Raw genomic sequence first — 25,561 nt, forward strand, 5'->3', positions numbered from 1 at the left:
CGGGAATATTCTTCGCGGGTTATATAAGGAATATGGAATATACGGTTTAGTGTTCAAATGAGCGATCAACGGCTTCGAGAATACGGTCAATATCGGGCACATATTCCTCCTCCGTGCGCGGTACCGGGTACGGAATATAGTAACCGCCCACGCGCAGCACCGGGGCCTGCAGGCTGTAGAAGCAGCGCTCAGTGATCGCGGCGGCAAGTTCGCCGCCCATGCCCCCGAAGGTCGGCGCTTCGTGGGCAACAATCAGGCGCCCGGTCTTCACCACGGATGCGGCGACGGTGGGCACATCCATCGGAGATATCGACCGCAGGTCAATGACTTCGATCGAGCGTCCGTCTTCGACGGCGGCCTCTGCGGCGGCGAGCGCTACCGGCACCAGCGGACCGTATGCCACGATGGTCGCGTCTGTGCCTTCGCGCACCACCTGCGCCTGGAACGGGTCAAAGTCGGTGTCCGCAAAGTTCACCTCGCCCTTGAGCCAGTAGCGGCGTTTGGGCTCGAAAATAATCACCGGGTCGTCGCATTCAATGGATTTGCGGGTCATCCAGTAGGCATCATGCGGTGAGGACGGTGTTACGATGCGCAGTCCGGCGGTGTGCGCGAACAGCGCCTCGGGCGATTCCGAGTGATGCTCGACCGCCCCGATTACACCGCCGTAGGGAATACGTATCGTAACCGGAACAACGTATTTTTTGTCGCTGCGGTTGTGGATTTTGGCGAGCTGGGTGGTGATCTGGTTGTAGGCGGGGAAGACGAACCCGTCGAACTGAATCTCGGCTACGGGCCGATAGCCGCGCATCGCCATGCCGATGGAGGTACCCACAATACCGGCCTCTCCGAGGGGAGAATCCATCACGCGCTTCTGCCCGTGCTTCGCCAGAAGCCCTTCGGTTACGCGGTATACGCCGCCGAGTTTGCCGATATCTTCACCGATCAGCACGACTTTGCGGTTATCTGCCATCGCATCGTCGAGGCCGCGAGTGATCGCTTTCGCCAGGGTTAGGCGCTCAACCTGTGCATTCTGCTCGCTCATTCTTAGTCCTCCTCGAAACCTGCGACGTAGTTGCGGTAGAACTCGCGTTCTTCTTCTACCTGAAGGTGTTCTTCGGCGTAGGCGCGGTCGAAGAATCGGTCGAATTCATAGGGCTCGGAGGCAATCGCTGCCTCGCGTACTCCGTTGGCAAGTTCTTGTGCTTCTTCGGCGAGTTTGTCGAAGAAGGCATCATCTGCGTGCCCGTTCTCGCGCAGATGTTTTTCCAGGCGAATCAGCGGGTCTGCGTTCAGATACTGCTGGAGTTCTTCGTCGTCACGGTATTTGGTGGGGTCGTCGGCGGTGGTATGCGGGCCCAGGCGGTATGTTTCCGCTTCGATCAGTACGGGGCCTTCGCCGCGGCGGATTTTATCAAGCGCGTAGCGGGTGACGGCGAGGGTGCCGAGCGCATCGTTGCCGTCAACGCGCAGTCCTTCAAAGCCGTAGCCTTGGGCGCGGGTTGAGATGGGCACGCGCGACTGCACGTCGAAGGGTACCGAAATAGCCCAGCGGTTGTTTTGCACGAAGAAGAGTACGGGGGCATCGTAGGATGCGGCAAAGACCATGGCCTCGTGGACTTCGCCTTCGGTGGAGGAACCGTCGCCGAAGTAGACGCCGACGGCGGGTTTCACGGTGTCATTCTCGGGGTTGGTGGCCTGCCCTTGGCCTGTCTGCAGCTGCCCGGTTTCCGCCGCAATATCGGCATCAAAGTTCAGGCCCATAGCGTAACCGACCGCATGCGTAACTTGTGCGGCAAGCACTTTGGTGTAGACGTGGAAGTTATGTTTTTTAGGGTCCCACCCGTGGGTTTGTGAACCGCGGAAAATCGTGATGAGTTCGCGAAAATCTACGCCGCGGGCGAAGGCGACCGCGTGTTCACGGTAGGAGGGAAAAATATAGTCGTTGGGGGCGAATGCCAGTGCGGAGCCGACCTGCGCCGCTTCCTGCCCGCGGCTGGGCGCCCATAGAGCCATTTGCCCTTGCCTCTGAAGTGCCGTTCCTTCATCGTCGATACGGCGGGTGATGTACATCAGGCGGTAGGCTTCGCGAAGCTGTTCTGCGTCTACGTCCTGCACATAAGAGCTGAAGGTGGGGTTCTCGTGCACCTTGCCGTTCTCATCCATCAGCTGGATGCGTTCGGGTACTCCCGGATATTTTTCGTTCTCGTGCATCAATCCTCCACGCAGATACGAGCTGTCCTTCACGCCGGGCGTGCGCAGAGAGTTTCTGCGCGTGGGGCGGAAGGCTTGGGCATATTTCCTCTTATTTTACTCGCTTAAGAACGAAGTGAAGGTTTACTGTGTGGTTTTCTATGCTTTCCTTCTGGCGTAATGCACCGTTTCTGTGTGCATGTTGATTCACGGAATACTTACGTGAGCGAGGAGCATTCTAAGTGTTGTCGCCGAGAACCCACACGGTCTCTTCCCGAGCCCTCGGCGACATAGCTCAACCCGCGAGTTGAGGGAGTTTAGACTCTGTGCGGGAACTGCTCGCAGATGCTGATGAAGCGGTCATTTGCCTCGTCTTCGCCGATGCTCACCCGCACGCCCTCAGAGTCGAAAGCACGCACCGCTAGGGCGTTAGCGCGCGCCAGTTCGGTAAATTCTGCGGTGTGTTCTCCCAGGGGGAGCCACACGAAGTTGGCGTAGGTTTGCGGGATGTTGTACCCCAGCTCGTGCAGCCGGGCAACCACGCGCTCACGCTCGGACACCAGGTGTTGCACACGTTCCATCACCTGATCTTCATATTCTATGGAGGCGACGGCGGCGGCCTCTGCCACGGCGGTAACGGCAAAGGTTGTGGCGCTCACCCGCAAATACTGGGTCAGCTGCGGATGCGATACCGAGTACCCCACGCGAAGCCCCGCAAGTCCCTGTGCTTTCGAGAAGGTTCTGAGCACGATCACGTTCGAGTATTCACGGTACAGGCGCAAACCGTCCAGCGGCGCATCTTCCCCGTCGGGTACGGGTGATACCGTGCAGAACTCGAAATATGCTTCGTCGAGCACCACCACAATATGAGGGGGCACCTGCGCTAGGAACTCGCGGATTTGTTTTTCGGTGACGGCGGGCCCGGTGGGGTTGTTAGGGGTGCACACCAGGATCACGCGGGTGCGGTCGGTGATCGCATCGAGCATTCCCTGCAGGTCGTGGGCGCCGTTGGGCAGGTTCGGAATCTGCACGCTTTTTGCGCCCAGCAGCCCCACCAGAATGGGGTATGCCTCAAAGGAACGCCAAGCGTATATGACTTCGTCCTGCACGCCGTCGACATCGACTCCGGCAAACGCTTTGAGAATCTGGTTGAGTGCACCCAGGCTTCCGGCACCGGTCACGATATTCTCAGCATCCAAATCGAACCGCTTGGCGAGCGCTTCACGCAGCTTCGTTGAGAGCGGGTCTGGGTAGCGGTGTACCGCATCGAAGGTGCTGAGAATTTCGGCGACCTTGGGTACGGGTCCGAGAGGGTTCTCGTTGGAAGATAGTTTGTACTGGTTTAGCCCGGCAACCTTCGGCGCGGGTTTTCCTGCCACGTAGGCTGGAAGGTTCGCAAAAATATGGCGCGGGGGAATCGGTGATGTCTGCGGTTGGTGTGATTCACTCATACCCACAGTATAGTGCTCGCTCTCCTCCCCGCCCCGGATTTTTTCGCTAGGTCACGCGGGTTTCTGCCGATCGGGCGCGGTTGCGTTTACGCCGGTGCGCCCAGGAGCCTGGGGTCGTGTGAGGTGCGCATCTCGGGGTCTGGGGTGATGGTGGGCATAAGGGCACCGGTATCGGCGGGGGTTACGGTCTCACCATCGGGCTGCAGCTGATTCTGCGGTATGTGCAGGCGCGGTGTCTCGGCGGGGTTGCCCATCAGGTGCTCACCCAGCGGCGGCAGGTATCCTTCCTGTGTTTTCAGGTCAAGGTTCGGCAGCAGGTTTTCGCCTCCGCCCGTGCTGTGGGGTATGTCAAGCTTGGGCAGGTGCAGGTCGTCCAGCAGGCGCGGCGCATAATACGGTTCGGCGTGGGAACCTGCCCCGGAGGGTATGATCCCCTCCCCATGATGGCTGTACGGCATGGGTTTTGGCCCCGATATGTTCTCCAGCAACTCGGGCGCATGCCATGCTGCGGGTGAGTGTTGGGTATCTGTGGTGCCGGGGTTCTGCACCGGTGCGGGTAGTCCCGAAATCTTCGGGTCCGTGTAATCGACAGGCTTTCGTGGATCAAGCGCATCCATACTGGGTTTCAAAAAATCGGGTGTCCATGACCGTGCCTTATCTTGGGCCAAGTCAACCCCTATATTTCCAAGTACTTGAGGGTTTACACCACGCTCATTTGATAATGTTGCGGCTCCGCTCTCCCATAACGAAGGCCCTCCCTCAGAGGTAGCGTTATAGACATTTCCGCCTTCGTAGGTGTAGTTACCTTGAGGGACAGCCGCCATAGGTTTCTGCGCGTTAGCATCCCGTTCTAATGATTCACGATAAAACCTCATATCGTGAGTCATTTCATGTGGTTTAGGATCGCCGCCCTGGCGAAAACTTCTGCGGTCAGTAATCACGGTCGAGTCACCTGGGCGTTCCTTCCACGTCTGGCCGTTAATGATTGCGGGAATAGGATCGCCCTTATCTTTGGTTTGATGCACGCGGAAGGTCTTATTTCCTCGGTCTGGTAATGCTTGTACGGGACCACCAAAAGTGTACACATCGCTCACGTGGTAGCGTGAGGCAAATTCGTTGTTATTGGCGGCGTTATAGGCGATAGCTGCGCCTTGGGAATGTCCCACAAGAATCACATCATCGGCTGAGGTTACGCCTTGATCTCTTAGCGCACGGTCTAGGGCACGCATCATGATATGGCTGTCTTGTATAGAAGCGTTCGGTGTATCGGCGCCTATTTGCAGGGTGCCTTGGATACCGTCGGGTTCGCCAGGTTTATTGGAAAAGTCCGTCCCTGGAATATAGGCATATACGATTTTGCGACCGGTTTGGGGGTCTCGATATACCTGTACCTCAATCCCCGAGTAACCCTTCCCGTCTTTATCTTCGCCTTCGTATTTTTTCGAGAGGTCTCCCTTGCTCACGCGCTCCATATTCTGGGCGATCTCGGCGCGGGTGCGGGGCATTTTATCCGTCGGTTCTGCCTTATCACGATGCCAGTTCTTGAGTTCACCGCGGTTCTTGTTGTCCTGTTCTTTCTTTCCGAGCCACGGCATTTTCCCGTTCACAATTCGTTCGGCTATCTCACGGGGAATACCCATTTTTTCGAGTCTTCGCGCTATACGCCTGCGCGCCATCTCTGGGTTGGCACGCATATCCTGGTAGGCGGTCGCCCCGAAGAGGGTAATCGCCGTCAGTGCGGAAAAGCCCATAATATAGGGGTTGCCGCTGCGCATACCCCACCCGAAAATGCTCTCTGCGGCACTATATCCAAGCTCGTACTTTTCCCAAGACCACATGTCGTTGAAGGCGCCTTGCGGGTTCATGAGCGCGTTGCGTATCCACTCTTCCTGCGACATGCCGTTAGGCATCTTCCCGTCCTGAGTGAGCCCGATGCGGTTGAACAGTCCCTTCGCGGCTTCTTCTGCCTGATGGTAGCCTTTCGAGCAGGCGTCTATTGCACTGGCGGTTGCCTCCAGCTTAACGGCCCGCTCCCCCAACGTCGCTGCGGCAGAGGTGGTCATGACCGAGGCTTGCCGCCCGTGCTCGTTGGTGCCGAGAAAAAGCATGAGCTGCGCCGCGATACCGCCCATCGGCAGGGGTAATGACCCGCAATCGCCGCCTAGCTGGTGTACATTCTGTGCGAGCTGCGGCAACTCTTCCAGCAGAACGCTAATGGTTTTATCGTCCCCACCGGCTGCTATCTGTTGTCCCGGAGTGTTCATCGTGAGTCCTTCCCTGTTGTCTAGCGATTAGTGAATGCCCGAGCTCTGTAAGAGCCCGGTGGGAACCTGCGAATAATTGAGTAACTGATCTAAGGCATGCTGAGCGTTCAGCGCGCCGGAGGATTTGATGATGTCTGCGGGGTTCAGGTTTTCGAGGGTATCGGCGGTGGTGTTCAGCAGGCCTTTGAGCATTCCGTCTAGTCCGGCGGCGGCACCCAAAATAGTGTTTGCTTGAGATTCCAAGGCCGCAGCAACTTCTTCGCCAGCGCGGCGGGCATCCTCGGCTGCGTGCTGTACCTGCTGGTGAGTTTCGGTCAGGCTTTTTTCGTGCTGGTCTAATGCGTTTCGATAGGCTCTCCCGGCCGAGGATTTCCAGTGTTCGGCACGCATACCGTGAGCTTTGTGAAGCATCGTCTGAATACTCGCGGCATGCTGTTCTAAGCTGGCGGCGAGTTCCTGGCCCTTACTGCGCGCCTGCCCCGCTAACCCTTGCAAAGACGACGCAAAACTGGTTGCGGCGCTGGTACCGATCCCCATGTCACCGGCGGCACGCAGAATATCTGCGGACGTAGGCGGATGCGCGCCCGGGGGAATATCGCCGGTATGCGGCTGGGGCGTTGGTACGGGTGCGATGGCTGTCATGTCTTCCTCGTTAGCTCTTTGTGTACGGCGGGCGACTCCCGGTGTGCGGCCGCACGGGTACGCCTGAGTACCCGTGCGCGTGACCGATGCTGTACCTGTTTACCTTCACCCTAGAAGGGTCGGCACAGGTTAATACCCGCTCTCTCGTTGCCCTGTGGATAATCTGCCGTGGCGGGACACTTTTCCTCGTTATCCACAGGCGGTTTCTTTCGATTTCATCGGGTTCGCGCACTCGCATGACCGAATATGACGCAGACCCGCACAGGCGTGGCAGACCGTGCATCCCATAAATAACGCCTTAGTCGAATCACAGGAAGACGTCCAGAATCCGCGATACGCCGCGCTCAAGACAGACACGGCACTTCATCCACCACAGAAGACGCCCAATCTGACCTTTTACGCCAAAACATGCGAAGATAGAGGTATGTCTCACCCTGAAAACACGCTCCTGCCCTCGGGAAGAATCGACCTGGGCACCAGTAATCTTGCACTCGGTCCTCTCGATGGGCGTTACGCCCCTGTGACCGCGCCTTTAACGAACTATCTCTCCGAAGCCGCGCTGAACCGCGACCGCATCCATGTGGAAGTCGAATGGTTCATATACCTGTGCGAGCATGCCGTTCTTCCCGGGCTCACGCCGCTCACCGATGAGCAGAAGTCCGGTTTGCGTGCTATCGTGACCGAGTTCAACGCCGATTCCGTCACCGAACTCGCCGAGATTGAGGCGGTCACTGTTCACGATGTGAAGGCCGTCGAGTACTATATCGGTCGCCGCCTTGAAGCGCTGGGGCTGGGGTATCTGGTGCCGCTCGTGCATTTTGGGTGCACTTCCGAAGATATTAATAACCTCTCCTACGCCCTGGGTATTAAGGACGCGGTCGAGAATGTATGGCTCCCCGCCGCCCGCGATCTGGTGCAGATTTTGCTCGATCTCGCAGAAACCGGCAGAGATATTCCGATGCTCTCACGCACGCACGGCCAGCCCGCGACCCCCACCACGCTGGGCAAGGAAATGGCTGTGCTGGCATACCGTTTGAAACGCCAGATTTCCCATGTTGCCGCCACCGAATTTTTGGGCAAGATTAACGGCGCGACGGGCACCTATGCGGCGCATTACGCCTCAGTTCCGGGGGCTGACTGGCAGGCTATTTCGCGGGGTTTCGTGGAGCATCTGGGGCTTAGCTGGAACCCGCTGACCACGCAGATCGAATCGCATGACTGGCAGGCGGAGCTGTACTCTGATGTGGCGCATTTCAACCGTGTGCTGCATAATCTGTGCACCGATGTGTGGAGCTATATTTCGATTGGTTTCTTCCGCCAGATTCCGGTGGCTGGTGCTACGGGCTCGTCGACGATGCCGCATAAGGTGAACCCGATCCGCTTCGAGAATGCGGAAGCTAATCTTGAGCTCTCCAATGCGATCTTCGATTCGCTGGCATCCACGCTGGTGACTTCGCGTTGGCAGCGTGATTTAACCGATTCTTCGGCGCAGCGCAATATTGGCGTGGCGTTTGGGCATTCGGTGCTGGCGATTTCTAATGTGATTAAGGGTCTGCAGCGCCTCGATATTGCCGCCGACGTTATTGCCGCCGACCTGGAGTCCAATTGGGAGGTTCTGGCGGAGGCCATTCAGATGGTTATGCGCGCGGAGGCAATCGCGGGCACCCCCGGCATGGAGAACCCCTATGAGCGCCTGAAGGAGCTTACACGCGGTCATCGGGTGGATGCGGTGCGCCTCAAAGAATTTGTGGGCACTTTGGGCCTGTCGGCCGAGGCGCAGGAGCGGCTGTCGAACTTGACCCCACATACGTACAACGGCATCGCCGCGCAGCTGGTGGATCACGCGAAGGATGCGCAAGGCTAAACTCCTTCGGCTCCTTTCTCCCGCTCTCTACGTTCTAAAAAGGCTCTTTATTCACATAAAGCATTAGAAAAACCGCTTTATGTGAATAAAGAGCCTTTTTACGGTTTCGGCAGGGGCTATAGAACACCCATTTATTCACCAGGTTTCCTCATCAACACGAAAAGTTGTTAGATTAAGGAGGCTCTAATCTAACAACTTTTCGCACTTTGACGAAAAACTGTTAGATTAACACCCCACTAATCTAACATCAACTACTCCACCTACAGAAATTCAGCAGATTACCGCCCCTGATGAACCATAACGTACCTTGTGGAACGACCCTGTCCTTCCTGCCTTAGAGTACCTTCATCGACTAGAGCGTCTAAAGCCCTTTTGGCGGTACCGCGGGCTATATGCGTCAGCTCCATCAAATCTCCCGTTGTGATTGCACCGGTGAGGTCGCACCAGGTCCGAATCACATCGTGCATAGCCTGCGAGGATCGTGACAGATAGGGCAACACATAGTGGTCGTTCTCGCCCCGAGCATTCTGAGCAAGGTTAAGCGCACCTTCGCCCAGAACCCACACCTGTTGCTCTTTAAGACGGGATACCAGCGGAACACCCTCAATAACGGTCTGTTCGGCAGCCCGCAGCGTGAGCGCCGCTGATTCTTCAGAAGATTGCAGACGTTCGGCCAAAGTTTTCAATGTGATAAAAGGGTGCTGCATCAAATAGCTGAGAATAATAGCGATTCCCACGTCTTTCTGACGTGCGGTGGGAACAATCGCAGAGGCGACTTCCAGTACAGGCAGTACTGGTGTTCCTCCCACGAGCGTGCATTCAATATGCGGACCCGCCACTTCCGCGAAGATAGGGGGCAGATGCCCAAGAACCATCATGGACTGGTACATCCGATCAACCCCCACTCCCTGTTTCTCTACAAGGGTCAGGGCACGGAATAGATCGGCGAGCGCGGGGTATCGTGCAGAACGATTGCTGAGCACATTATCCGCAGTAACTCCACCGTAAAATCCGCCTGGGCTTCGCACCACGAGGGTATTATCGAGTGTAATCCAGCGGATATCGGTAGGTTCAGAGCTGTTCCAGTCGCGGTGAATAATGCCGTTGAGAATAGCCTCGCGCACAGCGTTTTCGGGAACCTGCCGGACTGTGCGGTGCGCAAACCCGGTGGGAAGCGTAATTTGTGTATTCACGTTTTGCAGAGCCTGCTCGATCTGCCGTATTTGTTCCAGCAGCGGCAGGTCAGCGTCGGGTCGCACAGTATTGAGGATCGACCCGGCGGGAACGTCGAAGATAGTGAGTTCAAGCAGGGTTCGGGATGCGGGGCACAGGGTGAGCGCGGCGGCTTGCGAGAGCTTTCCATCGGAACGCAGCGCGCCCAAACGCTGCAAGACCTCACGGTCCGTGAGGGCTGTATCGGCTCCGAGCAGGGCGCGCACATAGTTCATGGTGGAGCGTGGAATATCTTCAGGCGTGTAGCGGGTGCTTTGAGCCATTTCGTCGTATTCCCGCATATTTTCACGGTGTTCCCACCAAAGGGAACGGTCAATAGGCTTGCAGTGATCCCCAACGCGCCACCGCAGCTTATTGCCGATATCATACACAGGCTCTTTGGCCTGGGGTACGTAGAGAACCAGCACGCGCAGACCCTGGGCTCCGCCAAGGTGGTGTTCCACAATATCGGGGGCGACCTGTACCGCCTCATCAATACGCTGGCGCAACCATTCAGTATCAAGCTCGGTTCCCAGTACCGTTCCATGACTGTCTTCAACACCTAGGATCAGAGCGCCTCCGCCGGGTGTATTGGCAAAGCAGGCGACTTCATCTGCAAGTTTTGATGCTGCTTCAGCGTTGCGTGTTTCGCCGGGCAGAAGAATACCGCCAGCGCCTCGGCGTCCTGCTTCTTCTTTGAAATCTATGGATGCGCTCTCCCGGTTCGCGTGAAGCTGTCCGTCTCGATACGAAGCAAGGATTTCGGCGACCTGTTTTTCAAGGTCTCGCCTGCGTTCTGAAAGTATCATGCCGTCTCCACAACAGTAGGTTTCAGGGCGGTTGAAGTGTTCTTCTTGACCAACGTCACCATCAAGTCTACCTAAAAACACAAAAAGTTGTTAGATTAAAGAGGCTCTAATCTAACAACTTTTCGCACTTTTACGGAAAAGTGTTAGATTAGCAGGCTGCTAATCTAACAATCTCCCGTGTATGTCTCGTGAAAACCGCGGCAAAACGGGCACTCTTACCCGCGAAATACCGGCAGGCAGGGGCAAGGGGCTAGTTTCTTCTAGTTCTCCATCGTCTTGCGATGCTGCGCGCCAGGATTTTGCAGCCCGTGAGCGTGCTCATCGTGGTTCTTCGTATCGGCCTTGGTGCGCTTGAACTTACTGGTCAGTGCTCGCGTAACCTTGGATCCGTGAGATTTTTTCTGCTCATCAGACGTGAACTTGGGGGCACGCGGAGTAAGAGCCAGATCATCTGGGAAAAACGCGGGAGCATCACCAAACGCATTACGGGCGCTCTTAACCACATCACGCCCCAGCGCCAAGTTTGCGCCGCCACCGACCACCGCACCCACGCCGAACGGCAGGGCACGCCCCAGCAGGGCTCCGCTCTGGCGGGTCAAGAAACGCTTGATAAACATATTGCGAATCGTGCGTTCCACGCTAAAAGTCTTGCCCGCCGACTTACCGCCCAGCAGCATGCCCCACCGATTGGAAACGCCGCTCGCCTTCCCGGTCTGCAGCAGCACGGTGTTCATCAGCTGTGAGCCTTCCTCACCAAGCATAATCGCCATCACCATCGAACGTGCAACCTCGGGGTTTTCCACGTGCACGCCGTGTAGCTCAGCCACCGCCTGCGCGAATAGCGCGGTCCTCTCCAGGTACCCGCCAACCGCGAGCGCTGAAAGGCTCATCGAGGTCACAGTTCCGATTCCGGGCACGAAGGCAGACGCGCCCGTTACCCCACCGATTGCGGTCACGTCACGCAAATAGTTGCGTTCAAGGCGTTGCAGAATCTTGTCGGGAGTTTCATCCGGATGCCCCGACCGCAAACTTTTCACCATCGACAGCGCCAAGGGGCGCTGAACGCGCAGAACGGTATCAAGCGTTTTGGTAAGTGCCGGGCGGGGATTGCCGTTATCGTCAAAAAGGGACTTTTTCGGGTTTAGCATAATGCCAGTAAAGCACGTTTTGACTCAAAGTAGGTACCGCATCCTGCAGAAACGGCGCTTATTCCGCCCAGCGAGTATTCCGCCGCGTTCATAACACATCCTGACCTGGATTTTAGTGCGTCAAGCACTACTTTCCCCGGCTCTACCTGTGCACACTATGCATGACATCGATATTGCCCACCAACCCTTCGGTACGGTATATAAGCCCAAGCCCAGAGCTGGTATCTCAATGCGGCACAGTTCTTTCTGTTGTTTACCTTCGGCAGATTTTATGATGGAGTAAATTTCACGGTATGACGTTTTAGTTCGGCTTTTCGCCCCGAGGGCTTAGAATTGAGCTAGGTTAGACAACACACTCGTTCACTCAGGCGCTCCGACGCGTCTTCTGCGGTGTTCAGCAATGGCACTAACACCGGCCTTCACATAGTAAGGAACCTATATGTCTGCTCCTGCTTCGGCGCGCTCGCCACTGGCGACTCAGGGCCTCGGTATGGCGTATGCTATCGGCGCCATCATTTCGGCACAGTTCGGTTCTGCGCTCGCTAAGACGATGATGGGCGATCTGGGCGCGTGGGGTGTGGTGGCGCTGCGCATGATCACCTCGTCGCTTCTGCTGTATCTCTTTTTCCGCCCACAAGTTCGTCAATGGACGCGCCCGCAGTGGCTTGCTGTGATCGTCTTGGGGGTTGCCCTTTTCGGTGCAAACGCCTTCTTCTATGTGGCAATTCAGCAGGTTCCATTGGCGATCGCGGTGGCTATCGAGTTTATGGGTCCGCTCGTGTTGGCAACGGTTCTTTCACGAAGAAAACTCGACCTGATCTGGATTCTTCTTTCCTTTACCGGTATGGCTATTTTGACGGCAGAGTCGCAGTCAAAGCCCGAAGATTTCGCACTGATAGGTATATTTTTCGCTATTCTAACCGCCGCTTCTCGTGCCGCCTATATTCTGGCGACGGAGCGTGTGGGTGCCACAATTCCGGGGATGGGCGGTATGGTGATGGGCAATATTGTCTCCACACTCTTAGTTATCCCGTTCCCCTTCTTCATCACGGGCAATCATTTAGGGAAAGTTATCACCGACCCCGCCTTACTGGCGCTTGGTTTTGCGATGGGACTTCTGGCATCCGCGCTTCCCGCACTGGGCGAGATTTCGGCGCTTCGCATGCTCCCCTCGAATGTATACAGCGTGGTGCTTTCGCTGGAACCTGCCGCGGCGGCGCTGGTGGGCGTTATTATTCTGCAAGAACCCACCGATGCGGTGCGCTGGATTGCAATTGCGCTGCTGATCACGGCAAGTATCGGGATCACGATATCGCACGCTCGGGTGGAACGCCGGGCCCTTGAGGAAGGTACAGCGGAGACAATTACGCACTTCCTGCCTGGCGCGGTTGACAGCATCGGTGCCGATATTGTGCAGAAGACCGGAGTGATTACCCTGCCCACCACTGAGCAGATCAGACTCGACCGGCAGTCTAAAGAAACCCAGTCAGAAGGCTCCTCCCAAACGTAGAATATCCTTCACATTTGGGGTATGCCCTAGGTTACAACAATATGCAGGTAGCGGTACCATTATTCTCACGTGGTACCGCCGCCTGTTGTCGTTGTGATCTAGGAGGTTTCTTGACCAGCCTCACCCCTCATAGTCGCCGCAAGCGCCCCAGCGTCGGCATCATCTTTGTGATCATCTCGTGCCTTTCTCTGCAATTCGGCGCGGCTTTCGCGGTGCACCTTTTTCCGCTTTTTGGTCCGTGGCTCGTCACAGTTCTGCGCCTGCTTCTCGCCGCAATCACGGTAGGAGCGGCGGTCTGGATTGCCGGGCGCTGGCGGGCGCATCGGGCAGGTGCACAAACCGCATATATGGCAGTACCCGCAAAAACATCCGACGGATTCTTAGGCTGGTCTTCCCGCCAGTGGCGTGCCATGCTCATTTTTGGTGTCACGCTCGGGCTCATGAACGGCTTCTTCTACAATGCGCTGGCTCGCATCCCGCTCGGGCTGGCGGTGGCGGTCGAGTTTACCGGTCCGCTCGTACTGGCCTCTATCCTCACGCGGCGTAAACGCGACCTGGTGTGGGTATTCTGCGCGGCGGCAGGCATGGCGGTACTCGGTTTCGAGGCGGTACACGGGCAGGAAACGGACCTGCTGGGCGTACTATACGCCCTGATCGCGGGCGCATTCTGGGCGCTCTACATTCGCTCAAGCGCCTCAGTCGGCGAACTCGTGCCCGGTGCAAGCGGACTCGCCGTAGCAATGTCCGTGGGAGCCATCTGTGTGGTCCCCGGGGCCCTGCTTTTCCCCGGCCCCGTAGCGCTCTGGAGCGTTACGCACGATACCCAACTGGTGCTCTTCATCATCGGAACCTCCCTGCTGGCATCGGTCGTACCGTACAGCAGCGAGTTGGCAGCCCTGCGGCACCTTCCCGAACAGGTCTTCAGCGTGCTTCTCAGCCTGGAACCGGCGATTGCGGCGCTCGCGGGGTGGGCGCTGTTGGGTCAGGAAACCGGCCTGATGCGCTGGGTTGCGATTATCCTGCTGATCACGGCAAGTATTGGAATTACCCAAACGACTGGGGACTCTGCACATGCGGACGAAACTTCGGATTTTTACCGGAGGAACGAGCCTCCCGAGCACACCTCTCCCCTGCCGCTGCCGGAATAAGCCACAGGATACTACGCTGCGTGCCGGATTGGTTTTGCGGCGGGCAGCATTTCTTGGGCGGCTATTACTCGGCCAGGTACCCCAGAAAATCCCGCAGTTCTTCGGTACTCAGCACCTCCGCCGGATGCGGTCCCCGCGCGAACAGCGCATCGGCGGTGTCCTCGTCGAGCTCGCGTGCGGTTGCGATCAACACCAGGTTCCCCTCGTGTTCACCGCTCAGCATGGAAGAATCGCACAAGCACCACACATGCTCGAACGTATCCAATAGGGCGTGCGCCTGACCCTGGAAGAAGGGCAGCCCGGCATCGTCGCCCACGTTCACGGCGAGTACCCCGCGAGCGCTCAGAAGCTCACGCAGCTCGGCGTAGTAGTCAGCGTTGGCAAGGTGGGCGGGCGCATCCATGCCCGTAAAAATATCAAGAATAACAGCGTCGATCCCGCGAAAAACACCGCCGTCGGATGCGGCATGAGCGCCAAAAAGCGCGGGAATCTCGGGGAGTACGGCGCGCGCATCCGCAACCACGAACTCGCACCGGGTACCTGCGGGCAACGGCAGCACCTCGGTCACAAACCCCATCAGCTGCGGCTCATAATCGACGGCCACTTGCGAAGACCCCGGGCGTGTGGCCTGCATATAGCGGGCGAGCGTAAGTGCCCCGGCCCCCAAGTGAAGAGCCGTCACGGGTTCGCGCGGGGGTGCGAGTACATCCAGCACATTGGCGATGCGCCGCAGATACTCGTAAAACACGACGGTCGCATCAGCAGCATCAACATGGGATTGTTCGGCACCGCCGATCTCAAGCACATAGCCGTGCTCGCTGAATCCGTCCTCAAGAATGCGGGCGCGCTGACCGCTCACACTCAGGTGAACGCCCAGCGCGGCACGCTCTCGCTGTCTTTCATCCATCACGAAAGACTAGTTCAGCCCTGCGGCTTTCTTGAATTCTTTGGCCATATCCTCGGCGGAGGTCGAAGAATCCACATTCTCAAGAGGCTTGTCGTTCACCGCGAATTGGGGGGTGCCCTTCACGCCGATCTTTTGGCCGTACTCAAAATCGCCCTTGATCAAGTCGATGGTTTTTGGATCGACCAGGTCAGTCTTGAATTTCTCCTCATCCAACCCAAGTTCCTGAGCATAGCTGAGGAGAACTCCCGCAAACTCGGTCTGCTCGGTAATATCCTTCCAGCTGTCCTGAGTTTCAAAAAGCTTATTCGCCATCTCCAGGTGCTTACCCTGAAGCTCTGCTGCCTGCACGGCCTGCGCGGCGGCAATAGCATTCTTGTGAATTTGGGACAGCGGCATATTGCGCACGGTCACATTCATGGTGCCCTCAAGGTCCTTGGCAACCTTCTCATAGGTGGGTTCGGCCTTGGCGCAGTAGGGGCACTGGTAGTCGGTGTACAGGGTCACGGTAGGCGCACCCTGCTTGGGGGTGTTGAGGTGGTATCCAACCTCGTCACGCTCACCAACTTTGGTGGCGGTCATTTTGGCGGAGTCACCGGAGGCCGAAGCCGAACCGGATGCGCTTGCCTCTCCCCCGGCGCTAGCGCTGCCGGAAGCATCGCCCGAGGGAGCGCCGCTTGCTGAGCCGCTTGAGCTGGCGTTAGAGCTTGAGCTACCGCTTGCGGATGCACTCGATCCGGAATTTGAGGTGGCGTTCGCGCATGCGGAGAATACGACTGCGAGAGCGGGTACCCCGAGCGAAAGCGCGGTACGGCGATTGAGCATAGATGTCATGAGGGTTCCTTTAGCGTAAAGATAATAGATCTTCGTTTTATCCTCCCATATCTTGCGGGGGAACGCACCCCTTTCGAGTTATGGGTCATATTCGCCCTGCCCTGTAATCTCTGCTAATATTGGCGATGGTATACGCGCCATATAGCTCGTATATCGTGTGCCTCCTTAGCTCAGGGGTAGAGCATTTCCCTCGTAAAGAAAAGGTCGTGGGTTCGAATCCCACAGGGGGCTCAACGTAACCCGTCGTCTTCTGCCAGCGGGCAGAGTGCGGCGGGTTTTGTGTTTTCCATCTACGGATTACCCTTGAAAACCCGTACAATAAGGAAAGAGTTTTACCGTTTTGTTTGCACTTCGAGAGGGGCATCATGCGTCATAAAAAACAGACCCAGCGTTTTGGGTTGGTATTCGTGCTTCTGCTGATACCGTGCTGTGCGCTGTGGTTCTTTTATCGATGGATTTTCGGTGAAGACACAATTATTGCCGTCCCCATCGTGCTGGGGGTTGTGACCTCCTATATGTGCGCCTATGCCTTTACCGGCGGCAGGACTCCGTACAACTAGCTGCTCACGACGAAGCTGTACCGTATAGAGAACACGTGAGCCGCGCATCCTAACCAGAGGCAGGATGCGCGGCTCACGTTTATATAGCAAGACTTTAGACGTTGGCGCGCTGGGCGTCACTTTCGGTCTTTCCCCACAGCCCGTAGACTTTGGCGAGTTCTTTGACCTTCTTGGCGCGCAGGTAACGCGGCAGATATGAGCCGTCGCGCGGCCCGTCGATGGGAACATCAAGCATTTTGTGTGCCTCGGCGATTTCGTGGTCACTCGGCGAGAATGCCTGGTTGATGGTGTCTGCCTGATCGGAATCGAGGGTGAGTTTGCCGGTCATGCCGTGGGCCGTGGCGTAGGTGCAGGCTTCGGTGAGTGCCGCCTTGTACTTTCCCACGGATGGTCCGTCGATAGGACCGGGAATACCGCCCAAGGTTGAAGCGATCACGAGTTGCGAGCGCACATAGGCGAGTGCCATGGGGGTGTCGCTGGAACCGGTATCGCGGCGGTAATCGCCTGCTCCGAAGGCGATGCGGAAGGTTCCGATAGCGCTGGCGATTTCGACGGCGTTGTGCACCCCGAGAGCCGATTCGATGAGCGCGATGATGGGCGTTCCGGCGGGCAGTTCGGAGGCGGTGCGGTCGATATCGGTCGCGTGCTCTGCGGTGGCGAGCATAACGCCGCGCAGACCTTTGGTGTTTTTGAGGGCTTTAACGTCTTTCCACCAGTGCTCGGTGGTGATAGCGTTGATGCGCACCCATGCGACCACGCCAGAGTTGAGCATTTTGACGACTCGACTGCGGGCTTCGTCTTTTTCGTCTTCGGGGCAGCCGTCTTCGAGGTCTAGAATAATGGAGTCTGCTTCACTGGCGAACGCTTCTTCAAAGTCTTTTTCGGCGGAATTAGGGCGTACAAGAAGCCAGGAGCGAGAGAGACTGGGGCGTAGCTGGCGTGCACGTTCATTGCGATGGAATTCGAGCATTGGTTGGTCTTTTCCCTGATGTGCTGGTGTCCGAGCTTTTAGTGTAGGCGTCTGGTCCATGATGGTTATACTAAGCTCAACCTTAGTTAAGGTTCTAGTTACCTCATATCGTGTGGGTTTTTACGCGGATTTATATGGTTTTATATTGGATAATTCGCGACGTGAATCCTCCAAAAGACACTAAACCCCCGAAATTACCGGGGAAATTATACGGAGCCCGCGACTACACAACTATTCGCACATCGCCGCTAGTTTCACGTTTATGACGTTAAACCGAGGTTGTCTGCAGAGACAGGTTTTCGTTGCGCGCCTGTGCAGCTTTTTCATCACGCGCGCGGGCGATCAGGCGTTCCGCATTTTCGACATGCTCAACCACACTCTGCACGCGGCGCTCCACCGTAATTTTGCGGTGGCACTGCACACTGCACTCGCCAAAGCACCGCGCCATCGCCAGCGCCTCAGCGCAGAGGGCTACCGCATTACCAGCTTTCGAGAGCGCCCGATGCAGATCCGAGAACGTACCCTCAGGGGAGGCAGGAATATCCATGCCGTCACTGGGGGCAATACGCTGCGCTTCCATCGCGACGGCACGAACCCGCGGAATAAGATCGGCAAGAGTATTCGCATCCGGCACGATAAGTTCGATCATCTCGGTATCGGCAAGGCGTTCAAGAACCTGATGAAAACGATCAATACCGCGAATAAACCGGTCGTGCGCACGACGCCAAAGACCACGCCCAAGTTCCGCGTCATCACGCCGTGATTGCAGGAAATCTTTGAGTCCCATAGCCCCTCCTCATGCTCAACCGGTCGTGCGTCTAGAAAGCTCTATATACTTAGGGTACCCTAAATCTCGTTTTGGTGACAGGATGTCGTACAAAAAATGTTGATATGGGATTAAGCTCTCGAAAAATTCACGCATTTAGCCCAGTTAAACCGGCACAATACGACTTACATCACGCGCAAAACAACCTTGCCGCGATGCTGACCCGCATCAAAATACTCATGAGCCTGCGACGCCTGCCACCACGGGAATTCACGATCAAGATTCGCCGAAAGAACGCCACGTTCGAGCAACGGTAACACGTTCTCATGTACCCCTGCCATAATTTTTGCCTTCTCATCCGCAGACCGTGACCGCAAAGACGTACCGTGCACCGACAGGCGCTTCGTCAGCATAAGACCCAGATCAAGTTCCGCGCGGCGGCCGCCCTGCACGGCAATCGTTGCCAGATGCCCGCCATCGGCTAAAGACCGCAGATTATCTTCCAGGTATTTCGCGCCCACCACATCAAGAATATAATTCACGCCGTGACCGGCACTCTCACGCTGAATCACCTGACGAAAAGACTCCGTGCGGTAATTAATCGGATGCGCCCCCAACGCCCGCACCACCTGAGCCTTCTCGTCATCACCGACCGTCGCAAAGACCCGCACACCGGCGGCGCGCGCCAGCTGAATAGCATGCATGCCCACACCCCCGGTACCGCCATGCACCAGAAGCGAAGTCTGCTCATCTTCCGCCGGGTTATTCTGCGTGGGATCAAGACTCATTCCACACAGAAGCACCAGATTCGAGTACACCGTCGCAGCGACCTCCGGGATGCACGCCGCCTCAACCATGCTCATACCCTTAGGAACGGGCAGGGTATGGCGCACATCTACCGCCGCATACTCGGCGTAACCGCCACCAGCAAGAAGCGCCATGATGCGCCCGCCCACCAGAGCGGGATCAACGTCCTCACCCACAGCCTCTACCACACCCGCGATCTCAAGACCGTATACGGAGCTTGCCCCCGCAGGAGGCGGATAATGCCCGCGCCGCTGCAGGGAATCCGCCCGGTTCAGCCCGGCGGCATGCACCCGCACCAAGACCTGCCCGGGTGCAGGGGCGGGAATCGGAACCTCAGAGAGCGTTAGAACCTCTGGATCTCCATGTTCTTTCTCGACAATGGCGCGCATAGTAGCCTCAACAACCTTCTTATCTGTATCTTCCTGCACCGAGATTAGCATGTGTTCTCGGGGCATACCGCAATGTTCAGATTTACAGAAAAGCATAGACATGAGATAATCGGCGGGTACCTTTTCCGCTCAAGGGCGGAAAATACCGGGATGGTTGTCCGAGCGGCCGAAGGAGCTGGTCTTGAAAACCAGTAGGCGGTAACCCCGTCTCAAGGGTTCAAATCCCTTACCATCCGCACACTAAACCCCGCGATGCGCCTGAGTTTTCAGGTGTACCGCGGGGTTTTTCGGCGTAGAATCTGCAGGTTACGAGACCAACCTTGAGAGGAACCCCAGCACAATATCAAAGGCACCGAGGATACCCCCGATAAGCGCCATAGCGGTATAGCCAGCATTCTTTCCCTTATTAGCAATAAGACCCCTAATACAGGAAACTACGGCAACAATGCCAAAACCGATGGTAAAAATCCCAATACCGAGAGCACCTAGAACAAGGGAAGTAATGGAATAGATTTTTGCGTTTTTCTCTGCCTTGATTGCTTCAGGATCAATTGTCGGCGGGTACGGCTGCTGATAACCCTGCTGAGGGTATCCGCCCTGTGTGTTCTGCTGAGGCTGGAAGTTATAGTTTTCGGACATTACTATCCTTCTTGGGGTAGATGATCCTATCGTTGCACATAAGATCAGTTTTATTATCGGCTTTATTTACTGTACAGGGTTAAAGATAAGTACATGCTTTCCAACATGCCGTGTTAACAAATCCGTACCAACACGGCATACGCGTTAAAGCGCCCAGATCATGCACGATAAAGCCCCGCTGTCCTCCCGACATCGGGATTCTGCTGGGCTGCATCTGTATGCCCACGGCTGCTACCGAGTGCTGGCTATAGCGGCTATCACGAACGCCACCATCGGAATAAAGAAGAACAGAGTCTCAATCGCCCCCAGCGACAGGGCAATCCAGCTGGTGGCAAGGCCGCCTCCGGCGGGAACTCCAACGCGCGAAGCCTGAGCACCTTTAACCGCGCCCCAGATCCCCAAACCCAGTGGAATCACACTCGTAACCCAGAAGAGGGCGAGCACCAAACCAACAATGCCCAGCGCTAAAGAGGTTTGTGCCGCCTGCTCACCGGCAATCTGCTGCGGGGTTTTGGGGACAACCGTCATCATGGGCACGGGCTGCACATACACCGGCTGCTGATAGTACTGTTGAGGAGCAGGTTGTTGGTAATACTGTTGAGGGGCGGACTGGTGATAGTACTGCTGAGGAACAGTTTGCTGATAGTCTTGCTGTCTAGGAGCGGGCTGCTGCTGGTTCTGATAAAGCTTAGTGTATTCGGGCAGAGAGTCAGAAAGAGGGCGAGTTTTCTCGTAGGCGTACTCACCCTGATGGGGGTTTTGCGACTGAGACGGTTGCTCTCCCGCGTGATGCTCAGACATAGCTATTCCTTTCGGTGACAAGAAGCGACAACTAGACCTGCCCACTGTCTACCTGCTGTAAGGAAATATCTGGGGAACCGTTTTCAGCCTGCGTGAATGGGCGTGGCAATAACTCTAACTATAGCGCGTTGTTTTTCGCTCATGGGGGAAGTTTGGTCGGCAATTCCGAATTGACCAGCCTGCTTACTCCCGATATTCTTATAGGGATGCACTCGTTTTGTGCACCGTGGAGACGTGCCAGAGCGGCCGAATGGACTTCACTGCTAATGAAGGGTCGGGGTTGAACTCGACCGGGGGTTCAAATCCCCCCGTCTCCGCCAAAGAACGAACCCCCACACTGTAAAAGGTGCGGGGGTTCGCTGCGTCCTAGGGGCGTAGGGCATCAGATTTTTACAGTCTGTCTTATGATGCAGCTTTGTTTCCGCCTGGCTAACCTTGCCCTCCCAGTCGAAAAAAGCTGTGGTTCAGCGGCAGAAAGGGCGAGAGCGCAACGCCAGCAACGTAAAACAGTCTAGAAGCTCATAAAGTCGATGAGGCGCGCATCCGCACCGTCAAGAAGCGCCCACTCCCCCGGCACTTCAAAGACCGCTACGGACGAAGGCGAGAAGCCATAGGAAGCATCCATCAGGGAATTGTAGTCAGATTCGGGGCTCGCAAGCTGTAAGGTCACATCTTGCACCGCAGGCAGATGCGACACCACCATAAGCGTGCGCACGCTCTCAGAAACCCCGTTAATGCGCGCCAGCACCCGGGATGCAGGAACCTCATACAGGCCCTCGTCTAGGTGCGGGGTGGGTGCCTGTTCACCGAGCGCATCAGATATCCAAGTGGTGGTCTGCCGGGTGCGCAGCGCCGCCGAGGACATCAGCTGCTCGGGAATATAACCCTTCTGCTTGAGCCAGGAGCCCGCATCCGCAGCCTGACGATGCCCGCGTTTAGTCAGTGGGCGATCGAAATCATCCATACCCCAGTCGGCTTCGGCATGACGCATGATAATCAGGCGCTTAACGTCTCGGAGTGAGTTCTCAACCATACCTTCATAGTACAACGTAGGAATCCTGATATGCCGGTTTACCGTGTGATAGCGCGCCACGAAAACGGCATGTGAAAACCCCGCACTCTTAAGAAAGAACGCGGGGTTTCGAGGGTAAAAAGACTAGATGGAGTATTCGGGGGCGGCCCACACCACAACTTCGGGATGCTCAAAGAACCTGTACCCCTGACCGCGCACGGTACGCACGGTTCCCGAAAGACGCCCCAACTTCGAGCGCAGACGCCGAATATGCACATCAATGGTGCGTTCGTGGGGATGCTCGTCCCCGGCGCTCCAGAGCGACTCCAAAAGCTCGTCGCGTCCCACGGTGCGGGTGGAGTTCTCAACCAGATGCGCCAGAAGCTCGAATTCTTTGAAGGTGAGCATCAACTGTTCCCCATCAAGGAACACCTCACGACGTGCCAAATCGATCAGAACGCCATTGGAACTAGGAGTTGCGGGCTGCTCGGCTTCCCGCGCCTGCTTGTGCAGCTCCGCCTGGTAGAACACGGCAGTCGGATCGCCAAGCGCATTGCGCACAACCTCAAGATCGCTGCCCTCCGCATGAACGGGAGCCAAAGCAACGGCGGCATAGGATTCGGCCTCAGGTGCCAGATGGTGTGCATAGGTTCGCAAATCCTGCACAATACGCACCAGCGATGTGCCGTTGGCCGCGGCAAGTTCTTCGTTGAGCCCCACATACAGCACAAACCCGCGCGCCTCGTTCTCCTGAGCTCCTGTCTTCTGGGCACCCTGCTGATCCCCGGAGGAGAAGGTCATCGGGCGCAAAGTAGCTGCGGACCCTTGTGTGCGGTTCTGCTGCGGCACTTGACGCTTTGCAGCACGACCACGCTGGGAGATGTGGACGTATCCAGGTACTGCACCTGACATTGTTCAACCTTCTCTCAAGATTTGTTGCGTACGGGTCCCTTGATTCTGCATGATGCGGAATGCTCAAACACCGCGCGGTAAAGGCGGCGTTTCCTTTGCTATCAATATTTCTATTATTTGACTCATAAATCAAGCAACTTGGGGTATCTGCGACGTTCTGCTCGCAGCTTCACACCCTCGTGAACTTTGATTCAGTGCCGGGAAACGACGCTGACAAGCACCGTTTCTCCCTCATATTATACATGGAGATTCGGAACCGATACCCCAAAAAGCCGCGCTCTCAGCGCTCCTGACCGCATACGAACCGGGCGCAATTTCCACGTTCTGGAGCGGAGGCTCCCAAGGGTACCGGCGACTCGTGCACTACTAGTGTTTTTCGCCGCATTCGCAGATGCATGTGGTGAAGGGGGCAAACCGCAGTATGAAGGTGACAAGGAACCGACGCTCCGCGTGCAATCTCAAGAATCAAGCCGCCAAAGCACATGTTTGCGGCACCCGACGTCTAAAACCGCCCGCGCAGAATCGTCAGACCCTTAAGGATGCGCTACTGCGCCAGCCCATAGAGACGGTCGCCTGCATCGCCCAAACCAGGAACTATATATGCCTTTTCGTTCAGACGCTCATCTTTAGCGGCAAGGAACAGGTCAATATTCCGCAGACCCTCAACACCCTTTTCGAGGGCCGCAATACCTTCGGGGGCAGCAATCAGGCAGACACAGGTGATGGATTCGGCGCCACGTTCGCGCAGGAATTTAATAGCCTCAATCAAGGTGCCGCCAGTAGCGAGCATAGGATCGAGCAGGTACACCTGACGGCCGGTCAGGTCTTCGGGCAGGCGCTCGGCGTACGTGACAATATCGAGGGTCTCTTCGTTACGGGCCATGCCCAAAAACCCGACTTCGGCGGTGGGCACTAGACGAGTCATGCCTTCGAGCATGCCCAGTCCGGCGCGCAGAATCGGCACAACCAGAGGCTTCGGGTTAGCGATAACGGTTCCCATCGTGCGCGCCACCGGGGTTTCGATAGGGCGCTGCTCAACCCGAATCTCACGGGTAGCCTCATAGGCGAGCAGGGTAACGAGTTCATCGACGAGCTGGCGGAACGTGGGTGAGGGAGTGTTTTTATCGCGGAGCACACTAATCTTGTGCGCCACCAGCGGGTGATCAAGAATCTTAATACGCATACTCTCAGTTTACTCTGCCTGCTAGTGCGGGTGCTGTTTGCCGGTTATGACAGTTTGTCGTGCGGGTGGTCGAGAAGGTACTGTACTCCACTATTGGTTTCGATAGATTCCTCAAGTTTTCGCCGGTCATCAGTGCTATACGGTTGAGCCCAGCGCCCTTCAGTCATGCGGAAAGCCAAGTGGAAAAGGGATAACTGCGAAGAGGTTTTTAAGGGGCGGATAAGAGTTTTTCTGCCCCGAAAGTCTTTAATGATGAGCTTATCGCTGTGTGGTTTAAAGATGTACTCAGAAATATCTGTATAGGGTACATTCTTCATGCGCCTATAAAATTTTCTCACGGTAATTCCTTGGGAATCTATGCGCACATACATATCACTGAAAGATTTGTGAATATATAAGAACAGAATAGAGAAGATAGCTATAATTACCCAAAACATAGGGGCAACAAGCGCTCTAGGACCTGATGTTATCGATCCCCATATCAAGAATATAGCAACCAGCAAACAAGTAATATCAATTACTACTACAGAAATTTTATATATCCAATGAAGACGAAATATCACCTCGTCCTTTAGCTCAAAAACGGGAGGTTTTGTGCTAATAAATCGAGGTATTACTGAAACTGCCAATGATATGATGACAACAGGAAGAACCGGTATAAGAGCTCGTATTAAATCCGTCAATTCCATAGCTAAATACCTATATCACCGTTCTACAACACAAGGGGAACAACTCATAAGAAGTTCACGAGCCTTCTCAGGCTCATCAATAAAATTCTGAAGCAGTTGTTGGTCTTCTGGATCTGCATTTTTTGCCCAATAACCATTCTCAACCCGAAATGCCAGTTGTGGAATCAACAGACCAGCACCTGTTAGTAAAGGGTCAAAACGCAAGGTTTTTCCATGATTAGTTTTCACTACAAGCCACGTAAGGTCTGTATCAAAGTCTCCTCGTGGATCATAGGAGAATTTTAAAATATCCTTATAAGATGCCTGATGAGAAACTGCTAAGAAGTTTGCCCATATCATACCCTCTGGTGTTGTCTGCAAATAAAAATTCTTACAGTCCAAATATATAAACAAACATAAATACCAGCCCAAAAACCCTAGAGGCAACATAACAAATGCACCACCAAATTCTGGGTCAAATAATACTGAAAGAACCGTTATAGATGTCAAAATAAAGCAACATATCAGCCCAAATTTTGCAAAGCTTTCAATGGTGTATGCCCTTCTTCCACAACGAGGAAATCTATAAGTAGTGTAATTTTTATTTTTTACACTCTTATATATCAAGACACAGGATAAAAGCTGAAGAGCAAGAAGAGTAACTCCAAAAATCTGATCCACTTCTAAAATCCTTTAGCATGCTTTGCTACATCCTCATATACACTTTTATAGCCTATAATCTATCCATGTGTACGGATAGGCTAAGAGCGTCTATTTTTAGTGTAGGGCACTTTTCAAGAATCCCATAAATCTGTACCCTAGATAATCTTCTTACGTTAAAACAAAGTTTTTAGCCCACGTGAAATCTCCCGAGGCGC

The 25,561-nt window shown here is 55.6% G+C and carries 23 protein-coding genes and 3 tRNA genes; 7 read left to right on the top strand and 19 right to left on the bottom strand.

All coding sequences use genetic code 11. The features are described from left to right. Nucleotides 1-46: 46 nt before the first annotated feature. The 5 genes from HMPREF2756_RS02015 to HMPREF2756_RS02035 all read right to left on the bottom strand — a co-directional run bounded on the left by HMPREF2756_RS02015 (nucleotide 47) and on the right by HMPREF2756_RS02035 (nucleotide 6,547). Nucleotides 47-1,042 (bottom strand): alpha-ketoacid dehydrogenase subunit beta, encoded by a 996-nt coding sequence (locus HMPREF2756_RS02015; RefSeq protein ID WP_070617699.1) that lies wholly within the window; start codon nucleotides 1,040-1,042, stop codon nucleotides 47-49. A gap of 2 nt (nucleotides 1,043-1,044) precedes the next feature. Next, nucleotides 1,045-2,211: a thiamine pyrophosphate-dependent enzyme gene (locus tag HMPREF2756_RS02020; protein ID WP_070617702.1), complete on the bottom strand. Its 1,167-nt coding sequence runs from the start codon at nucleotides 2,209-2,211 to the stop codon at nucleotides 1,045-1,047. A 296-nt stretch (nucleotides 2,212-2,507) separates the two neighbouring features. Then, nucleotides 2,508-3,641, bottom strand: coding sequence for a histidinol-phosphate transaminase (locus HMPREF2756_RS02025; RefSeq protein WP_210393489.1), 1,134 nt, complete (start codon nucleotides 3,639-3,641; stop codon nucleotides 2,508-2,510). 86 nt (nucleotides 3,642-3,727) lie between these two features. Beyond that, nucleotides 3,728-5,905 (bottom strand): hypothetical protein, encoded by a 2,178-nt coding sequence (locus HMPREF2756_RS02030; RefSeq protein ID WP_070617708.1) that lies wholly within the window; start codon nucleotides 5,903-5,905, stop codon nucleotides 3,728-3,730. Between the two features lie 27 nt (nucleotides 5,906-5,932). Next, a complete protein-coding gene (locus HMPREF2756_RS02035; RefSeq protein WP_070617711.1) occupies nucleotides 5,933-6,547 on the bottom strand; it encodes a hypothetical protein in 615 nt (204 codons plus the stop codon). Nucleotides 6,548-6,971: 424 nt separating this feature from the next. Here HMPREF2756_RS02035 and purB point away from each other — a divergent pair, with 424 nt between their 5' ends. After that, on the top strand, nucleotides 6,972-8,411 hold the full coding sequence (gene purB, locus HMPREF2756_RS02040; RefSeq protein WP_070617714.1) for an adenylosuccinate lyase: 1,440 nt from the start codon (nucleotides 6,972-6,974) through the stop codon (nucleotides 8,409-8,411). A 278-nt stretch (nucleotides 8,412-8,689) separates the two neighbouring features. Here the strand turns inward: purB and HMPREF2756_RS02045 are convergent, their stop codons facing one another. Continuing rightward, complete coding sequence (locus HMPREF2756_RS02045) at nucleotides 8,690-10,432, bottom strand: DUF5635 domain-containing protein (RefSeq protein WP_070617717.1); 1,743 nt, start codon at nucleotides 10,430-10,432, stop codon at nucleotides 8,690-8,692. A gap of 260 nt (nucleotides 10,433-10,692) precedes the next feature. After that, nucleotides 10,693-11,580 carry a di- and tripeptidase gene (locus tag HMPREF2756_RS02050; protein WP_070617720.1) on the bottom strand — a complete coding sequence of 296 codons (888 nt, stop codon included), beginning with the start codon at nucleotides 11,578-11,580 and terminating at the stop codon, nucleotides 10,693-10,695. 439 nt (nucleotides 11,581-12,019) lie between these two features. Between HMPREF2756_RS02050 and HMPREF2756_RS02055 the strand changes: the two genes are divergently transcribed. Both HMPREF2756_RS02055 and HMPREF2756_RS02060 read left to right on the top strand, forming a co-directional pair. Continuing rightward, nucleotides 12,020-13,090, top strand: a complete 1,071-nt coding sequence (locus tag HMPREF2756_RS02055; RefSeq protein WP_070617724.1) for an EamA family transporter — start codon at nucleotides 12,020-12,022, stop codon at nucleotides 13,088-13,090. A gap of 110 nt (nucleotides 13,091-13,200) precedes the next feature. Then, nucleotides 13,201-14,238: an EamA family transporter gene (locus HMPREF2756_RS02060; protein WP_070617728.1), complete on the top strand. Its 1,038-nt coding sequence runs from the start codon at nucleotides 13,201-13,203 to the stop codon at nucleotides 14,236-14,238. A gap of 64 nt (nucleotides 14,239-14,302) precedes the next feature. Here HMPREF2756_RS02060 and HMPREF2756_RS02065 read toward each other — a convergent pair whose 3' ends face one another. Then, entirely contained in the window at nucleotides 14,303-15,145 is an 843-nt protein-coding gene (locus HMPREF2756_RS02065; protein WP_070617731.1) for a spermidine synthase, read from the bottom strand. Between the two features lie 9 nt (nucleotides 15,146-15,154). Beyond that, nucleotides 15,155-15,976, bottom strand: coding sequence for a DsbA family protein (locus tag HMPREF2756_RS02070; protein WP_070617734.1), 822 nt, complete (start codon nucleotides 15,974-15,976; stop codon nucleotides 15,155-15,157). A gap of 159 nt (nucleotides 15,977-16,135) precedes the next feature. On the opposite strand from HMPREF2756_RS02070, the gene HMPREF2756_RS02075 reads away from it, so the two are divergent. Further along, a tRNA-Thr gene (locus HMPREF2756_RS02075) sits at nucleotides 16,136-16,207 on the top strand. A gap of 134 nt (nucleotides 16,208-16,341) precedes the next feature. Beyond that, nucleotides 16,342-16,536 carry a hypothetical protein gene (locus HMPREF2756_RS02080; protein WP_004005647.1) on the top strand — a complete coding sequence of 65 codons (195 nt, stop codon included), beginning with the start codon at nucleotides 16,342-16,344 and terminating at the stop codon, nucleotides 16,534-16,536. 94 nt (nucleotides 16,537-16,630) lie between these two features. Here the strand turns inward: HMPREF2756_RS02080 and HMPREF2756_RS02085 are convergent, their stop codons facing one another. The 3 genes from HMPREF2756_RS02085 to HMPREF2756_RS02095 all read right to left on the bottom strand — a co-directional run bounded on the left by HMPREF2756_RS02085 (nucleotide 16,631) and on the right by HMPREF2756_RS02095 (nucleotide 19,468). Then, complete coding sequence (locus tag HMPREF2756_RS02085; protein ID WP_048778315.1) at nucleotides 16,631-17,506, bottom strand: HpcH/HpaI aldolase/citrate lyase family protein; 876 nt, start codon at nucleotides 17,504-17,506, stop codon at nucleotides 16,631-16,633. Between the two features lie 268 nt (nucleotides 17,507-17,774). Beyond that, nucleotides 17,775-18,293, bottom strand: a complete 519-nt coding sequence (locus HMPREF2756_RS02090) for a hypothetical protein (RefSeq protein WP_004005649.1) — start codon at nucleotides 18,291-18,293, stop codon at nucleotides 17,775-17,777. A gap of 164 nt (nucleotides 18,294-18,457) precedes the next feature. Continuing rightward, entirely contained in the window at nucleotides 18,458-19,468 is a 1,011-nt protein-coding gene (locus tag HMPREF2756_RS02095) for an NAD(P)H-quinone oxidoreductase (protein WP_070617824.1), read from the bottom strand. A gap of 148 nt (nucleotides 19,469-19,616) precedes the next feature. On the opposite strand from HMPREF2756_RS02095, the gene HMPREF2756_RS02100 reads away from it, so the two are divergent. Continuing rightward, nucleotides 19,617-19,704, top strand: a tRNA-Ser gene (locus HMPREF2756_RS02100). 70 nt (nucleotides 19,705-19,774) lie between these two features. On the opposite strand, the gene HMPREF2756_RS02105 is transcribed toward HMPREF2756_RS02100, so the two are convergent. Further along, complete coding sequence (locus tag HMPREF2756_RS02105) at nucleotides 19,775-20,107, bottom strand: DUF4190 domain-containing protein (RefSeq protein WP_004005651.1); 333 nt, start codon at nucleotides 20,105-20,107, stop codon at nucleotides 19,775-19,777. Between the two features lie 231 nt (nucleotides 20,108-20,338). Then, the gene (locus HMPREF2756_RS02110; protein ID WP_070617737.1) at nucleotides 20,339-20,908 is read right to left on the bottom strand and encodes a cell division protein FtsK; all 570 of its coding nucleotides are present in this window, start codon (nucleotides 20,906-20,908) and stop codon (nucleotides 20,339-20,341) included. 228 nt (nucleotides 20,909-21,136) lie between these two features. Here HMPREF2756_RS02110 and HMPREF2756_RS02115 point away from each other — a divergent pair. Continuing rightward, nucleotides 21,137-21,228, top strand: a tRNA-Ser gene (locus HMPREF2756_RS02115). A 191-nt stretch (nucleotides 21,229-21,419) separates the two neighbouring features. Here the strand turns inward: HMPREF2756_RS02115 and HMPREF2756_RS02120 are convergent. The 5 genes from HMPREF2756_RS02120 to HMPREF2756_RS02140 all read right to left on the bottom strand — a co-directional run bounded on the left by HMPREF2756_RS02120 (nucleotide 21,420) and on the right by HMPREF2756_RS02140 (nucleotide 25,364). Then, nucleotides 21,420-21,941, bottom strand: a complete 522-nt coding sequence (locus HMPREF2756_RS02120; protein ID WP_070617827.1) for a SixA phosphatase family protein — start codon at nucleotides 21,939-21,941, stop codon at nucleotides 21,420-21,422. 123 nt (nucleotides 21,942-22,064) lie between these two features. Further along, complete coding sequence (locus HMPREF2756_RS02125; RefSeq protein ID WP_070617741.1) at nucleotides 22,065-22,832, bottom strand: winged helix-turn-helix domain-containing protein; 768 nt, start codon at nucleotides 22,830-22,832, stop codon at nucleotides 22,065-22,067. A gap of 544 nt (nucleotides 22,833-23,376) precedes the next feature. Beyond that, entirely contained in the window at nucleotides 23,377-24,015 is a 639-nt protein-coding gene (gene upp / locus HMPREF2756_RS02130; protein ID WP_048778321.1) for a uracil phosphoribosyltransferase, read from the bottom strand. Between the two features lie 44 nt (nucleotides 24,016-24,059). After that, complete coding sequence (locus HMPREF2756_RS02135; RefSeq protein ID WP_070617744.1) at nucleotides 24,060-24,704, bottom strand: hypothetical protein; 645 nt, start codon at nucleotides 24,702-24,704, stop codon at nucleotides 24,060-24,062. Nucleotides 24,705-24,719: 15 nt separating this feature from the next. Next, nucleotides 24,720-25,364 carry a hypothetical protein gene (locus HMPREF2756_RS02140; protein ID WP_070617747.1) on the bottom strand — a complete coding sequence of 215 codons (645 nt, stop codon included), beginning with the start codon at nucleotides 25,362-25,364 and terminating at the stop codon, nucleotides 24,720-24,722. Nucleotides 25,365-25,561 lie beyond the last annotated feature (197 nt).

Source organism: Rothia sp. HMSC067H10 (genome assembly GCF_001810635.1).
Classification (GTDB): Bacteria; Actinomycetota; Actinomycetes; order Actinomycetales; family Micrococcaceae; genus Rothia; species Rothia dentocariosa.

Excerpts from the sequence above, each read along its gene's own strand:
- HMPREF2756_RS02095 (WP_070617824.1), bottom strand. The coding sequence starts at position 19,468 with ATGCGCGCCATTGTCGAGAAAGAACATGGAGATCCAGAGGTTCTAACG.
- HMPREF2756_RS02055 (WP_070617724.1), top strand. The coding sequence starts at position 12,020 with ATGTCTGCTCCTGCTTCGGCGCGCTCGCCACTGGCGACTCAGGGCCTC.
- HMPREF2756_RS02035 (WP_070617711.1), bottom strand. The coding sequence starts at position 6,547 with ATGACAGCCATCGCACCCGTACCAACGCCCCAGCCGCATACCGGCGAT.
- upp (WP_048778321.1), bottom strand. The coding sequence starts at position 24,015 with ATGCGTATTAAGATTCTTGATCACCCGCTGGTGGCGCACAAGATTAGT.
- HMPREF2756_RS02020 (WP_070617702.1), bottom strand. The coding sequence starts at position 2,211 with ATGCACGAGAACGAAAAATATCCGGGAGTACCCGAACGCATCCAGCTG.
- HMPREF2756_RS02105 (WP_004005651.1), bottom strand. The coding sequence starts at position 20,107 with ATGTCCGAAAACTATAACTTCCAGCCTCAGCAGAACACACAGGGCGGA.
- HMPREF2756_RS02085 (WP_048778315.1), bottom strand. The coding sequence starts at position 17,506 with ATGCTCGAATTCCATCGCAATGAACGTGCACGCCAGCTACGCCCCAGT.
- HMPREF2756_RS02125 (WP_070617741.1), bottom strand. The coding sequence starts at position 22,832 with ATGTCAGGTGCAGTACCTGGATACGTCCACATCTCCCAGCGTGGTCGT.
- HMPREF2756_RS02120 (WP_070617827.1), bottom strand. The coding sequence starts at position 21,941 with ATGGTTGAGAACTCACTCCGAGACGTTAAGCGCCTGATTATCATGCGT.
- purB (WP_070617714.1), top strand. The coding sequence starts at position 6,972 with ATGTCTCACCCTGAAAACACGCTCCTGCCCTCGGGAAGAATCGACCTG.
- HMPREF2756_RS02025 (WP_210393489.1), bottom strand. The coding sequence starts at position 3,641 with ATGAGTGAATCACACCAACCGCAGACATCACCGATTCCCCCGCGCCAT.
- HMPREF2756_RS02065 (WP_070617731.1), bottom strand. The coding sequence starts at position 15,145 with ATGGATGAAAGACAGCGAGAGCGTGCCGCGCTGGGCGTTCACCTGAGT.
- HMPREF2756_RS02110 (WP_070617737.1), bottom strand. The coding sequence starts at position 20,908 with ATGTCTGAGCATCACGCGGGAGAGCAACCGTCTCAGTCGCAAAACCCC.
- HMPREF2756_RS02050 (WP_070617720.1), bottom strand. The coding sequence starts at position 11,580 with ATGCTAAACCCGAAAAAGTCCCTTTTTGACGATAACGGCAATCCCCGC.
- HMPREF2756_RS02090 (WP_004005649.1), bottom strand. The coding sequence starts at position 18,293 with ATGGGACTCAAAGATTTCCTGCAATCACGGCGTGATGACGCGGAACTT.
- HMPREF2756_RS02015 (WP_070617699.1), bottom strand. The coding sequence starts at position 1,042 with ATGAGCGAGCAGAATGCACAGGTTGAGCGCCTAACCCTGGCGAAAGCG.
- HMPREF2756_RS02135 (WP_070617744.1), bottom strand. The coding sequence starts at position 24,704 with ATGGAATTGACGGATTTAATACGAGCTCTTATACCGGTTCTTCCTGTT.
- HMPREF2756_RS02070 (WP_070617734.1), bottom strand. The coding sequence starts at position 15,976 with ATGACATCTATGCTCAATCGCCGTACCGCGCTTTCGCTCGGGGTACCC.
- HMPREF2756_RS02030 (WP_070617708.1), bottom strand. The coding sequence starts at position 5,905 with ATGAACACTCCGGGACAACAGATAGCAGCCGGTGGGGACGATAAAACC.
- HMPREF2756_RS02080 (WP_004005647.1), top strand. The coding sequence starts at position 16,342 with ATGCGTCATAAAAAACAGACCCAGCGTTTTGGGTTGGTATTCGTGCTT.
- HMPREF2756_RS02045 (WP_070617717.1), bottom strand. The coding sequence starts at position 10,432 with ATGATACTTTCAGAACGCAGGCGAGACCTTGAAAAACAGGTCGCCGAA.